The sequence below is a fragment of the Leptotrichia massiliensis genome (assembly GCF_900104625.1).
GTDB lineage: Bacteria > Fusobacteriota > Fusobacteriia > Fusobacteriales > Leptotrichiaceae > Leptotrichia > Leptotrichia massiliensis.
Genome location: NZ_FNVZ01000005.1, coordinates 1,152,182 through 1,166,646, shown reverse-complemented (window position 1 = coordinate 1,166,646; position 14,465 = coordinate 1,152,182). Strand labels below are relative to the sequence as shown.

Sequence of the window (14,465 nt, the reverse complement as noted above, 5' to 3'; positions counted from 1 at the left end):
AGAATTAAAAGGGGGAAATTAATTGTGGTAAACAGGAAATTTAATGGGGTAGATATTGGGGATAGTGCGGTTGAATTTTTTGAAAAATTAGCTAAGCTGGAAAGTGGAGGAAAATATGATTTAGCAGACCAAAAATACTATATTGGAAAATATCAAATAGGAACAGATGTTTTGATGGATATGGGATGGCTTCCAAAAGGATCAACTTGGGCAAATGCCAGATTTATTGGTGAAGGTGCCACAAAATGGAAGTTAACAGGAAAACAAAGTTTTTTGAATACTCCAGCAGCACAAGATGAAGTAATTATGCGTTCTGTAAAAATGAGATGGGCAACTTTGAAAAAACATAAGGATAAAATTTGTAAAAATATAGCAGTTCCTAAAAATGCAGTTTACAAAGCACCAGGAAAAGTAACTGCTTCTGAAACAAAAGTAAAAACAATAATAATGAAAAAAAGAAATCAGGGATATAAAGCAGAAGACTTAAGAGGGAAAAGTTTTTTGCTTACATCATCTGGAATGCTTGCTGCCTCACATTTATGTGGACAAGGTGCAATGTCTAATGCTTTAGAAAATAACTTTAAAGGAGTATGGGGAATACCAGTAGATGGAAATTCTATGCCTTCTCTGCTTTATGCTGAAAATTTAACAGGACATGATTTATCAGTAATTATTGGATTCAAGGATAATTGCGAAGTTGGGTATAAAGTTGTGGAGAAAAATCATACTCAGACTGATAACAAAAACATAAATAAACAGGCTGCAGTTCAGCAGAAACCTAAAAATAATGTTTCAAATAATTCTCAATCAAAACCAGTACAAATGCAAAAACCCATTTCAACTTCAAATAATACAAAAATAGAAAATGTTGAAAATACCAGCAAAGTGGGAGTATTCACATTTAATGGACAAAAATTTGAGGAAGTTTGGGATAGCGAAGAGTATAAAAGAGACAGATCTGAAAATGGAAAAGCTCCTGAATTAGCCTTTGTAAATCCTGAAGAGTCTATTCTAAAGAGACTGCAGGCTAAATTTCAAGATGAAAATCTTTATAATCAGGATTATGTAAAATATTTGGAAACTAAGACTGGAAAAAAGGTGCTGGAAGAAAATAAGGAAGATATAAATATTATTTTGAAAATGTATGATGAGGCAACAAAAGACAACGAAAACATTGGGAATGTAATAAGACAGCATGGGTTTGATGTTTTGAGGGGAAGAGAGGAGAATAATGAAGTTTTACGGATACAGGATATAGTTTATTATATTTATTCGTACTCTATTCCAAATAAAACTAGCATAGAGTCGCTGGAATACGTGCTTAGTCAATATTCAGCAAAATATGTTAAGTTTCCTGATAAAAAGCCTGTAAATAAATTTAAGAAGCAAAATGATTATGTGGATAAAATACAGGGTGTGATTCAGATACATGTGAAAGATGAGGAAGTTAAGATTGAAAAAAATCAATTACCTGAAAAATATGATAAATACATGCAAGGAATAAAGGATATTGATGAAATTGTTATAAAAGTTAATAAAAAACAACCATCAGAATTGCAAAAGACAAGATGTGAAAATTTGATACGAGAACTTGGAGAAAATGAGTTGGAATACGAAAAAAGTTATTTGATGGATGAAAACGGAGTTAGGCAATTTCCTTTGTCAAGAAGGCTGATTGATAATATAATAATTGAATTTTTGAAGGTTCAGACTGGATTTAAGGAAGAAAATGAAATTAAGTATTTTGATAACCACAAATACAGAGATAGTAACATAGTTAGAAATTACTTGTTATGGTATATAAAAAAACAGAAGGGAATAGATTTGCCTTCAAAAAGCGAAATGGGTCTATTTGACAGACTTGAAAAAATTGGAAAAGATATAAGAGTGACAACTGTTCTTAATGACTGGATAACTTCAAAATCAGCAATAAAAGTACCGAATATTAGGCAAATAAGTAATTTGATAGATGAAGTTTACGAAAATTATAGGGATAATTTGGACTTTGAAAAGGATAAAGGCATTGTTTTGGGATTATTTAAAGATAGCAAAGAATTGCGAGATTATGCATCAAATATTGATTCAATGGACTTGTATTCGTTTTATAAATCATTTTATGATTTGCAGAATATTATAAATCCTACTGGAGAATTGTTTGTAAATACTAACTGTATGTTAAAGTGTACTCTTGGAAAGGATATAAGCAGGTTAATAATAAATGAAGATAGAGTTATGCTTAGAGGAGCAAAGCAGGCAAATATAAATGATACAAATATTCAGCCTTTTAAATCATGTAGTGCTATCGGGATTTGTCAGCCAGCATTAATAGGGACATGGGAGAAAAATACAGATGTGAAAGTAAGAGACAAGACTGCATTGCTGGATATTTCGACTATACAATGTATGCATGGTGGAATAATAAGTATTGATGATGCTGGACAAAAAGAAGTGGGAACGGCAACTACCAAAACAGAAGAAGTTAAGGAAGCTAAGAGAGATGCAGATTGTCAATATAAGCTGTTAATAAATATTTGTAGCGATATAAATAATAATTTTATGCAGACACAGCTGAAAAAAGAGGCACAGAAATATGCTAAATGGAAAAAATATAAAGCTGGGGTAATGGACGATATGCGTTCTTACTTTGCAAAAGATGTAAAAAATATGCTTGGAATGAGAAAATTAAGTGAGTCTGAAAAGAAAAATAAAGAAAATTTTATAAAGGTAAACAAAGCAAAAATGCAAATTGCAAATCAAGAAGTTACCCCAGAAAAAGAAAAATATCTAAGAAAAAAAATCTATGCCGTATTCAAAGAAGCCTATAAAAGTGTAAAACAAAAATCAGGACCTAAATTTGACACAAAAGGAGTAATAAGAAATCATGGATTAAGTCTATGTGATTATGAAAGGAAAAATTTTTATTCTGCAAAAATGCTTCCAGTAATAACTTATGGATATTTAATGCGAGCTGGAAATCTAACTATAACAGAAAATTCCAAAAGATTAATCGAATCAGAATTAAATAACGATATAAATACCACAAATACGGGACAGATAAAATTGCAGAACTATAAAATACAAAGCAATGTAAGACAGACAAAAACAATTCCAAAACAAAGAATAAAATCATCAGATGTAGCAAATTGGATTGGAATTGGGAAAATGCTTTATACATCTATAAAACACGCTCCAACTGCAAATGATATTTTAAATGGAATAAGAAAAAATGGGAGAAGTGTGGCAGTATGTCCGTTCAGTCAAGGAGAGTGGGATGATACTCATAATTCATCAAAATCTAATAATACTGCACAGAAAAAAACTGAGAATACTCCTAAAATGGAAATAAAAGAGGATACAGCTAAATATCAGTCAAATGTTCTGAATTCAAAATCTAGTATTGCAAAATCTGTCGCTAAGAATACAAAAGTCGAAAGCAATGCTAAGAGTCAAAATAATACTAAAAATTCCCAAACAGTTACAAGTTGTAAAACATGTCCGCATACTGGAGTACAAGGGAAATATATTTTAGATGTTGTGAGAATAGAAGAGCGTTCATTAGGTACATTATCTACATTTCGTATATTAGATCCTAGTGGTAGGGAAGTTTCTGGATTTAATGGATATGTAGTTGAGAGAGAAGGTCCTGATACGATCGTTTCTGGTAGAAAAAAGAGAATTGTACAAGGTATGCATCAATTGAGATGGCATCAAAGACCTGATAAAATAAAAAATGGAAAAATAATACGGAAAGGGTATTTAGCAGTAGGTATTTTTAATCATACTGAAAATCCTCAAGGTTTAGAACATAAAAGATTGAAGAAAAAAGTTTTAATTCATGAAAATAGATTTGTTTTAATTCATCCAGTTGGAGTAAGTTCTGGTTTAGAAGGATGTTTGGCACCTGCAAGAAATTATAAAACAAATGGGGATAGATACGTTACACAAGGGTCTCAAGATTTATTTAATGAAATAATAAAATTTATTAAAAAAATAGATGAAAAAAAAGTTGTAAATCATAATGAACTTATAAAATTTAGATTGAGAGTATCTAATAAAATAAGCAAATAGGTATATATTTTATTGAGATTTCATTTTAGATAATTATAAATTTTTATATGAAGAAAGGGTATAAAATGAAAAAATTAATAATTCCACTAGTTTTATTAACAATTTCCTGTGGTGCTAAAAATAAAGAAAATACGACTTTAAAAAACAAGGAGGATATGAAAAAAGTGAAAATTCAAAATCAAAATAAAAAAGAAACGTCAAGTTTAGAAGATTTTTTTAAAAAATACTATTATTTAGATTATGTTTTTTCAAATGATCGATATAATTGCATTAATGTTTCAAGTAATAATATTTTAAAAAAATATATAAAAAATAAAGAAAAAAATTTAATAAAATTAAGAGACAGTTCTCAAATTTTTGAAAATTTACCAAAAGAAGAAAGAATAAAAAAAATCATAGAAATAATGTTGGAATTATTAAAAAAAGAAGAAGAGCATAACTTAGATTGGGTTATTAATAAGCTAGAAATAATGGAATATTTAGTTGCAGAAATATCAGAATATAATAATGGGTTACCAAATTCAAATACAGATGCAGGTAAAAAGAGTTTTTATAAAAAAAGTTTTTTTGAATTTTTAGAAAAAAATTATTCAAAAGAGGAAATAGAAAAAATATTGGAAACTATAACTATTGAAGTTGAACATGGTAACTATTATATAGATGGAAGATACGGATTGAAAAAGATAGATGAAGTTATAGAGAAACTAGAAAAAATTGAACCTATAACATCTGAAGAATGGATAGAAAATGAAAATAGAGGAGCAGAAAAATTTTTTGACAGTCAAATCGAAGATAGTTTTTGTAGTCCAGCATATATTCTAAAAAATAATAAAATTATGATAGTAGATGAATATAGCAATAAAAAAGTAATAAAAGAAATTAAAATAACGGATTATAAAAATGTGAGTCTTATACTCTATAAAAATATTATTTATATTTATGATGCTGGGAAGATATTTGAATATAGTGGGAAAAATTTTGAAAATGTAAAAGTTGTCGAAAGTAGAAATGTCTTTTGAGTGATGTGAAGAATTCTAGAATTCTATTTCAAATTCAAATGTAAAGTATAAGATAATAGGGTGAGAATAATTCTACAAAATTAATAATATCAGTCACAATAATATTGACAAAAATTTAATTATAGTGTATTATTATAATAATTAAAAATAAATTAAAAATAAAAGAAGGGGGAAAATAAAGTTATTTGGAATATTGTATAAAAGTAGTTTAAATGAATTGCAAAAAGTTGATAGCCAGTAATTAATTTTATATAATTCTAAGAATAACTTTAAAGGAAAAATGGGGAATAAGAATGTTATAAATCAGACTAATCGAACGATTTTATTTGAGGAAATTAATCCAGAGAAAATGGATATATTGACCCTTATTAATGATGCGAGGGATATGGATTCGTTGGATGATGAGAATGTTATTGAGATTAACAGGCATCTTTTGGTTGGAAGCTTTGAGGAGTTTCTGGAAAAATTTGATCCAAAGGTGTACAGTTATTTTGATGCAGAGAGTCAGAGTATTAAGTATATTTTGAAAAAGCCGGAGGGAGTGCCTGAGGATCTTGTGACTGAAATTAAGATTAATAATGGGAATACGTTTTTTAAGATGCTTAGTACTTTGATTGAGGCTAGAAAGTCACAAGGTAACAGGAATGTGGATTTTAAGTTTGAAAATATTTTGGAGTTAATATCACCAAAAAAGGTTATCGAGGATATTAAGCAGACGAGAAAAGAGATTGCGTATATTTATCAGAAATATGAAGAATTGGATGATGAGAATCCTAAAAAACTGGAATTAGGAGATAAACTTAACTCAAAATTTGAGGAGGCTTCAGAAAATTACAGTAATGTGCTTGGAATGTTGCCACTCGCGATTGAAGACATAAAAACTCGGCTTTTAATCGGAAGTAATACGAATAATTTTAAGTCAGAGAAAATAAAGCTTGGAATGCTTCAAGTGGGAGAAAAAGGGGAGCTTGAAGTAATTGAGTATAAGCAGGAAAATCAGACGGCTCTTGCAATGATTGAAGAGAAAAATACGACGGCTCTAGTTGAGGCTTTTAGGGATGATTATGAAAATGTGACAGATGATCCGAATAAATATATTAGCGATTTAGTTGTCAGAACATTTGTGCCGCTTGCAAAGACATTTGTGGATGTTGATCCTGAGCAGGAAGTTGAAAATTATAACAATTATTTGGCGTTTTATAAATCGGCACAGGAGGATTTTATAAAAATTGCGAAACCTCTGATAGAGAAAATATTGGGTGTGAAAATGTTTTTTGAGCAGTATGATGTGAGAATGGGGCTTATGAAACCAACACTTTTGATTACAAATGTAAAGCCTGAAATGATTGTAAAGGCTGGAAATAAAGAGAAATTGAGAGCATTTTTGAACACAACTAATGAAAAGAACGACTTTGACAATACAGTATGGTTTGGAATTTATCCAAATGTTGATTTGGAGATGAAAAAATCTGAGAAAAAAGTTCGTGAAAGATTTATGGGGAGTAAAAAAGATGAGAAAACTGAGAAAAATACAGTTGAAGTTTTGACAAATTTAATGACTGTGCTGGCAGAATATAGAGTTCAAGTATTTTTTAATTTTGAAGGGAAGCCTGAAACTTCGTTTGACAATCTTGCTACAATGGGTGTGGATAAATATATTGAAAAGACTCAAATGTTGGAAAATCAAAAATATTCTGAATATTTAATACCAGTAATTCCTAATTTTACTATAATTCCAAAGGATAAATCAGGTGTTATGCTGGATTATAAAATGAAATTTGAAGAAGAAGCAGGGGTATCACTTTCAAAAGAACAGGAAGATTTGTTAAAATTCTGGATAGAAGGTGTGTATGTTGATGCGGCTTATGTGGCGGCTGGGATAATTGGTGCCACACAATGTCCAAATTACCTAAAGGAAAGGTTTGCAAACGTATCTCCGCAATATCCGGGAGTACGTTTTGATATTGAGGAAAAAGACAATTCTTATCATACAAAAACAACAATGTCTAAGGAAATATCAGGATTTACAAATACAATAAAGGATAGAATAAATCAATTTAACTATGGATTTGTATTTTCATCAGATAATGCAAATGTAGCACGTGAAAAAATACGGAATATAGTTGTGTATAAAGCAAGAACTTTGTTAAAAAATCTGGATGGAGGCTATGAACCGCTTTATAAGACGCTTACAACGACGTATATTGAAAGAACGTTAAGATTTACAACGACAGACTTTAAGGAAGATAAGTTAAATATGTTTTTCAGTACAAATCCTGAAAGTCAAAAATCAGTCTGGTTAAAAGATACAAAATTTGTAAATGGAATTATGCAAAAAGGGGATGACTTATCCCATATAATTGATGTGGATAATGGTATTTGCCAGTTAAATATAACTTTTGCAGGAAATTTGAAAAATTTACAAGTTGAAATTAATAAAAATTAGTAAGATAAAAAAATGGGGGAAAGATGATTGAGAATAAGTATCCAATATTTGGGCATGGGCAGGTGATAAGTAAGCAGGCACTTGATTTATTGAGGGATAATCCCGTAGAATTGACAGAACTATTATATCTGGATAGAAAAGACGGGATAATTTCGGGATTTAATCTTTTTACAGATGCAGAAAGCAAACAAGTGACAGTAACAAAAGGAATTGTGAAATATGGCGGTAAAATTTTTTGGATGAATGAAGATTATAAATTTGATATGCCTGAGATTGAGAATAGATATATTTTGAAATTAAATCTATTTTCAGATTTTCAGAAAAGAAAATTTTATGTTAGAAGTGCAGATTTTTCATTAGAAATTTTAAATAATGGAGAAAATGTTGAAATAAAAAATGAAGATGATGTTGAAACGGGATTTGATTTATACAATCAATTAGAAATAAATTATGAAAATGTTGAAAATACTGGGAGAAAAAAAATCGGAGAAATTGAAATAACGAGATTTATTACAAGAGTTGGAGCAGAACTTAGAAATGATTACAATAGCTTTAAAGATTTAAGGCGTGATTTTAACTTGCTGGAACTGATAAATACAAAATATTCTTCAAAACATGAATTAGGGACACTTCATCCTAAAATTTTGGAATTATTTGGTAAAGAGGCTTCCAAAAAAACAAATTTAGATATTTATGATGTAAATTTTTATGTAAATTGTTTAAATGAAAGTGTGGAAAGAGATATTATAATTGCCTATATTAATTTAAAATTGGAGATGGAACAGAAAAATTATAGTAATGAAGAGCTTTACCAATATCTAGTTAAAATTTTGGATAATTTGGGAAAAGATAGGGAAATTATTCAGAAAAAGAGAGTTGTTCCAAGGAAAATTACCATTGAATAAAAAGTTAAATTTTACAAGTGTAACTTTAATTTCAAAAGATGTAGTTAGATAACTAAATGAAACACTAAAGCTTATAAAAAAGTTTACAATACTTTTCTATAGTAAAACTGTTTTAAAACTTAACTTAGAAGTTATGATTATTTTACTAAAACCCTAAATTTATATAATTTTTATAGTTTAATTTTAAATAGGTTTGAGTATAATTTTAAAAAATGAATATAAAAAACACTCAGACAGTTAAATATATAATTTACCTGCTTGAGTGTATTTCTAAAAATTAATTTTAATGGAATTAATCGACTGTGAATATAAATTGATTTCCAGAATATAAACCTAATTTATTCTTGTTTAGCTTAAATGTATATGTTCCATCTGTTAAACTGTCGTTCTTTTCATTAAAAGTCAGATTTTTGGTATCTACTTGCATTCCATTTTCAGATTCACCTTTGTAAGTTATTTTATATTGGTTATTTTCTTTAGAAAAGACTAGAATTCTATCTTCCATTGGGATTTCCTTACCAATAAGTTTGTCTACATGCTGTAAAGTATGGCTAGTTTTTACTTCTTCAGGTTTTACTTGAGAAGGAGGCTGATTATTAGCGTTTTCCTCAATAGCTTCAGAAGATTCTACAACTGGCTGTGCTTCCTTTGGGTTAGACTGAGTATTATTAGTTGTAGCATCAGCACTTTGCTGTTCAATTTGAATTTCATCCTGATCTTCATTTTGAACCGCTTCTTTTTTTCCACAGCTCATTATTGTCAATATTGCAAATGAACTGATTAATATTTGTTTTTTTAAATTCATAAATTACCACGTCCTTTTCAGTTAATTCTTAATATATATTTTATATTGTTTTTGGATAAATTACAAGGGTTGTAATGATAAATATTTGTTAAAAATTATACTTAACAAATATTTTATAATATTTGCTTAAAACAAATTAAAATTTTGAAAAAAAGGGCTATGATTTTTTGAAAAAGTGTGGTATAATAATTGCAGATAACCAAAAGCAAGTAAGTGTAACAAAAAATATATATTTGTAACAGTAACAGTTGTTTGAGGTATAAAATTTTAGGAGGTAATACTTTGTTAGGTAAAGTAAAATGGTTTAACGACAAAAAAGGATTCGGATTTATTTCAGGAGAAGATGGAAATGATTATTTCTTGCATTTCTCAAAAATCAATAAAGAAGGATTCAAAACAGTTAACGAAGGTGAAGAAGTAAGCTTTGATGTAGAAGAAGGACCAAAAGGACCTCAAGCAACAAATGTAATTTCTCAATAATCGATTAATTAATTTTTTGTTTAAAGAAAGGCTGTTTCAAAATGATAAATTTTGGAATGGCTTTTTCCTTTATATGTGATTTTATTTTAAAATATAATAAAACTCTTTAAATATGGACTTAAAATTTATAATTAGTTAATTAAACTTAACTGTATAAGTTCAAAATTAAAGAAATTAATTGTATAGAAAGAGAGGGAATATTATGTTAGTGGATTATCACATGCATTTTGAATACGGGAGTTATGATGAGGATTATGTGAATCCGTTTTTTGAAAAGGCAAAGGAAATGGGGCTTTCAGAAATTGGAATAACGGAACATACTCACGGATTTAAGGAATTTAAGGATTTGTATTATGAGGAGCTGATTTTGGATGAGAGTGAAACTGGGAATTTCCAGAAAAAATGGCTTGAGCAGAAAACAAAATTCGTACATACATTGGATGAATACAGAGATTTTATAGATAAATTGAAATCAAAGGGATATTCAGTAAAGTTTGGGATTGAAGTGTGTAATTTTAAAAATCAGGAGAAAGTTAAGGAAATATTGTCTAAATATGATTTTGACTATCTGATTGTTTCAATACATTTTATTAAGGGCTGGGGATTTGATTTTAGTGCTTTGAAGCATAAATTTACAGATGAGAATTTGGTGCAGATTTGGAAAGATTATGCAAAAGAGATTGAGGATGTGGCAAATACAGGAATGTATGATATTTTAGGGCATCCGTTTAACTTGAGATTATTTAAAAATATTCCAGAAAAAAAAGATGTTGATAATTTACTTGAAAGTACGGCTAAATGCTTGAAAAAAAATAATATGGTTGTGGATATAAATACGGGAACGTTTTATCGGTATCCGATTAAGGAAATCACACCGTATAGAGATTTTATGGAGTATGTGAAAAAATATAATATTCCTGTGATTTTGTCAAGTGATTCCCATTATTCTGAACATGTTGGAATGAAAATAAAAGAAGCTGGTGAATATGCAAAGAAATTTGGAATTACTGAAATGGTAACTTTTGATAAAAGAAAGAGAAAGATGGTTGAAATAGGTTAACAATTTTAGTAATTGAAATTAGTAAAAAATAAAAATAGGGATTGCCTCAAAGTATGAGATAATCCCTTTAGTTTTGTTAATTTCGTCTTTTTTTAATATCTTCCCAATCTAATGTAGTAGAAAATTCTTTTATAAAGGCAATCAAAATTCCTAAAAATAATCCTAAGAATAATGAACCAGCTATAACTAACTTTTTATTCAATGCAGGTTTTGTTGTTGAATTTACATATTTAACAACTGGGTTTGAATCGTTTTTTAATAAACGATAATATGCAAGTCTTGATATTAATGTGTCTGTTAACGAATCTTTTGTAGTTCGCACATCAATGTTTTGTGTTAAAAAGTTATATTGTTGTTCTAATAATTTTATTTGTGTATTAAGAAAGTTATTTTTTCTTTCAAGCAAATAGCCTTGAGCAAGTGATGGATATTCTTTTGCGAAATTTTCACCTTCTGCTTTGTTATTTGTAGTAAATTTTACCTTTACTGTGGGATCGTTATTTTCAGACTGTGCTGTTAATCTTGTTGACATTTCTTTAAAAAACTTATCCTCTGGCAAATTTATATTTCTCAAAGTTTTTGAATTTTTTTTCAAGTAAGAGTAGAAATCAAAAGAGTTTAGTGAAAATTGTGAATTTTCTCCAATTTCAGTAAGAACTTTATCATTACCATAAAGGGTAATATCTGATTTAAAAGATTTATTTACAAAGACAAAAGCTGTAGAAAGTATTACGACTATTATTGCAGTTAAAGCAATTAAAGTTTTATTTTTATAAATAATCTTAATTATCATATTTGCATCAATTATTTGTTGATTTTTATTATCCATTTTATTTCCTTTCGAATTAAATTTATATCTTAATTCTATCAAAAAAAGTGTAAAATGACAATGGAAAATTTAATAAAAATTATAAAATAAACTGAAAATATGATATAATTGGTTATAAATCTGAAAATATAAATTAAGAAAGAAGGTTTTTAAATGTATGTAAATCCAATTATTGAAGGAATTGAAATTTCTGATATAAGAAAAATTCATGAAAGATTAGTAAATTATAAAAATGTGATAAATATGACAATTGGGGAGCCTGATATTGATGTTCCACAGGAAATTAAAGAGTCTGTGGCGTATCATGCCTTAAATAGCAGAATAAAATATTCTCCTGTAGGAGGGATGCCTGAATTAAGAGAAAAAATTGCCAAGTATTATAATGAGCAGTTTTTGGGAAATTATAATGCTCAAAATGTTTTGGTAACGGTTGGGTCTACAGAAGGGCTTGCTTCGGTTTTGAAAACGATTTTGGCAAAAGATGATGAAGTGATTATTCCGACACCTGCGTATGTGGGATATGAGCCATTAATTACTATTTCTGAGGCGAAAACTAAATTTGTTGACTTGGAAGAAAATAATTTTGTGTTGACAAAAGAAATTTTAGAAAAAAATATTTCTGATAAGACTAAATTAATAATTTTGACATATCCAAATAATCCATCTGGAATTACGCTTGCAGAAGAAGAAATGGTTAAAATTGTGAAATTTTTGAAAGATAAAAATATTTATTTGATAAGTGATGAAATTTATGCAGCGATTACTTTTGAGAAATTTACTTCCTTTGCAAAATTTTCTGATGAATTGAAGGAGCAGCTCATTATAATTAATGGATTTTCAAAATCACATTCAATGACAGGTTACAGACTAGGCTATATTATTGCCGATGAAAAATTACAGAACCAAGTGAAGAAAGTCAGTCAGTATAATGTGACAAGTGCATCAACATTGTCACAATATGGAGCGATTGCAGCCCTTGATAAATGTTCCGATACAACGAAAATTTCTGAAATTTATAAAAAAAGAGTGGAATATTTTGTAAATGGGATAGAAAAATTAGGTTTTGAATGTTTAAAACCTAAAGGGGCATTTTATGTTTTTGCAACTTATAAGAATATTGAAAAATTTAAAAATATGAAATCATTTGATTTTGTGCTTGATTTACTGGAAAAAACAGAACTTGCGATTGTGCCTGGAATTACATTTCAAGTGGAGGGATACGTAAGATTTTCAATTGTGCATGATATTCCTGTATTGGAAGAGGCGATTGCAAGATTGGGAAAATATATAAAAGAAAAGTAGAAATGATAATTTAAAAAAATGGAGAAATTGATGGAAAAAATGGAAAAGAAAAGTTTGAAAAAAGGGGACTTGCTACAGTTAAAAATTGCGAATCTTGATACTAAGGGCAGAGCCTACGGATTTTTTGATGAAAATAAAATTTATGTGAATATTAATGCGGCAAAAAATCAAGTTGTTGAGGGAATTTTTGTAAAAAGACGGAGAAAGTATGAGCTGATACATTGTAAAATTATTGACTTTGCTGGGAGACAAAATGTGATTTATGATGATATTGAAAGACAAAATGGAGGCTGTAACTACCAGTATTATACGTATGATGAGCAGCTTGAAATAAAGGCGGGGCATATAAAAAAAGAATTAGACAGGATTATTAAGTATGATTATATTTTTGAAGAGCCTGTCAGAAGTGTAAAGTCTGATAAATATAGAAACAAGATGGAATTTAGCTTTGGAAATGCTGCAAAAGGAGGGCCTATAATTTTAGGGCTTCATAAGCAAAATAGCTTTCACGACATTGTAGAAGTTGATGGGTTAAAATTAATGGATGATAATTTTAATAAAATTTATGTTTTTTGTAATGAATTTTGTAAAAAGACAGGTTTTGATTTTTATCATAGGCTAGATCATATAGGTTTTTTTAGAAATCTTGTAATTAGAAAAGCAGAATTCACCAAACAGATTTTGGTAAATATTGTAACAACGACGCAAATTAGTGAGATAGAAAAGGAAAAATTTCAAAAAGAGTTTAAAGAAGGATTATTAGCCTTAAATTTGGATGATAATTTTAAAATTACTGGAATTTTACACACATTTAATGATAATTTTTCGGATATGGTTATTTCCGAAAGTGAAACGATTTTGTATGGAGAACGTGATTTGACAGAGGAGATTTTTGGATTAAAATTTAAAATCAGTCCATACAGTTTTTTTCAGACAAATTCCCAGACAGTCGAAAAATTATATGGAAAAGTCTTAATGTACCTTGAAGAAATTGAAAATATAAAAATTCACGAAGCAACAGTTTTTGACTTATTTAGCGGTACTGGTACAATTGGGCAAATTGTTTCAAAAAAGGCAAAGCAGGTTTATGGAATCGAATTAGTGCCAGAAGCCGTAGAAAAGGCTAATGAGAATGCAAAATTAAATAATATTCGGAATGCACATTTTATCGCAGGAGATGTTTTTGCAAAATTAGATGAATTTGATAATGATGGAATCAAGCCAGATATTTTAATTTTGGATCCGCCACGTGCTGGAGCAGGTGAAAAAACTATTACAAAATTGGTAAAATACAATACCAAAAATATTATTTATGTGTCTTGCAATCCAAAAACTTTGATGACAGATTTGATGAAGTTTGAGGAATTTGGTTACAGGCTGGTTAGGTGTTCGGTGGTGGATATGTTCCCGCAAACACCGCATTTGGAAGTTGTTTGCTTGCTAGAGAAATCCAAAATTGAGCATTCATAAGCATAGCAAAATTAGATAAAAAAATAAAAATATTTTAAAACTGCACTTTCAATCCTGTATTTAAAGTTTAAGTGCAGTTTT

10 protein-coding genes are annotated in these 14,465 nt (G+C 28.8%); 8 read left to right on the top strand and 2 right to left on the bottom strand.

The genetic code is table 11. From position 1 onward, the window contains the following. The first annotated feature begins 24 nt into the window (after positions 1 to 24). The 4 genes from BQ5344_RS09585 to BQ5344_RS09570 all read left to right on the top strand — a co-directional run bounded on the left by BQ5344_RS09585 (position 25) and on the right by BQ5344_RS09570 (position 8,438). Positions 25 to 4,068: a DUF4280 domain-containing protein gene (locus BQ5344_RS09585; RefSeq protein ID WP_071125127.1), complete on the top strand. Its 4,044-nt coding sequence runs from the start codon at positions 25 to 27 to the stop codon at positions 4,066 to 4,068. 65 nt (positions 4,069 to 4,133) lie between these two features. Next, the gene (locus tag BQ5344_RS09580; protein WP_071125126.1) at positions 4,134 to 5,087 is read left to right on the top strand and encodes a hypothetical protein; all 954 of its coding nucleotides are present in this window, start codon (positions 4,134 to 4,136) and stop codon (positions 5,085 to 5,087) included. A gap of 280 nt (positions 5,088 to 5,367) precedes the next feature. After that, positions 5,368 to 7,533 (top strand): transcriptional regulator, encoded by a 2,166-nt coding sequence (locus BQ5344_RS09575; protein WP_071125125.1) that lies wholly within the window; start codon positions 5,368 to 5,370, stop codon positions 7,531 to 7,533. A gap of 23 nt (positions 7,534 to 7,556) precedes the next feature. Then, positions 7,557 to 8,438 carry a hypothetical protein gene (locus tag BQ5344_RS09570; protein ID WP_021768278.1) on the top strand — a complete coding sequence of 294 codons (882 nt, stop codon included), beginning with the start codon at positions 7,557 to 7,559 and terminating at the stop codon, positions 8,436 to 8,438. 292 nt (positions 8,439 to 8,730) lie between these two features. Here BQ5344_RS09570 and BQ5344_RS09565 read toward each other — a convergent pair whose 3' ends face one another. Beyond that, on the bottom strand, positions 8,731 to 9,243 hold the full coding sequence (locus tag BQ5344_RS09565) for a hypothetical protein (protein WP_071125124.1): 513 nt from the start codon (positions 9,241 to 9,243) through the stop codon (positions 8,731 to 8,733). A gap of 282 nt (positions 9,244 to 9,525) precedes the next feature. Between BQ5344_RS09565 and BQ5344_RS09560 the strand changes: the two genes are divergently transcribed. Both BQ5344_RS09560 and BQ5344_RS09555 read left to right on the top strand, forming a co-directional pair. Continuing rightward, complete coding sequence (locus BQ5344_RS09560; RefSeq protein WP_015769847.1) at positions 9,526 to 9,723, top strand: cold-shock protein; 198 nt, start codon at positions 9,526 to 9,528, stop codon at positions 9,721 to 9,723. Between the two features lie 202 nt (positions 9,724 to 9,925). Further along, positions 9,926 to 10,783, top strand: coding sequence for a histidinol-phosphatase (locus tag BQ5344_RS09555; protein WP_071125123.1), 858 nt, complete (start codon positions 9,926 to 9,928; stop codon positions 10,781 to 10,783). Between the two features lie 76 nt (positions 10,784 to 10,859). On the opposite strand, the gene BQ5344_RS09550 is transcribed toward BQ5344_RS09555, so the two are convergent. Continuing rightward, complete coding sequence (locus BQ5344_RS09550; protein ID WP_021768793.1) at positions 10,860 to 11,612, bottom strand: GumC domain-containing protein; 753 nt, start codon at positions 11,610 to 11,612, stop codon at positions 10,860 to 10,862. Positions 11,613 to 11,765: 153 nt separating this feature from the next. Here BQ5344_RS09550 and BQ5344_RS09545 point away from each other — a divergent pair, with 153 nt between their 5' ends. Both BQ5344_RS09545 and rlmD read left to right on the top strand, forming a co-directional pair. After that, positions 11,766 to 12,914, top strand: a complete 1,149-nt coding sequence (locus BQ5344_RS09545) for a pyridoxal phosphate-dependent aminotransferase (protein ID WP_071125122.1) — start codon at positions 11,766 to 11,768, stop codon at positions 12,912 to 12,914. A gap of 30 nt (positions 12,915 to 12,944) precedes the next feature. Further along, on the top strand, positions 12,945 to 14,384 hold the full coding sequence (gene rlmD, locus BQ5344_RS09540; protein WP_071125121.1) for a 23S rRNA (uracil(1939)-C(5))-methyltransferase RlmD: 1,440 nt from the start codon (positions 12,945 to 12,947) through the stop codon (positions 14,382 to 14,384). Positions 14,385 to 14,465: the final 81 nt, after the last annotated feature.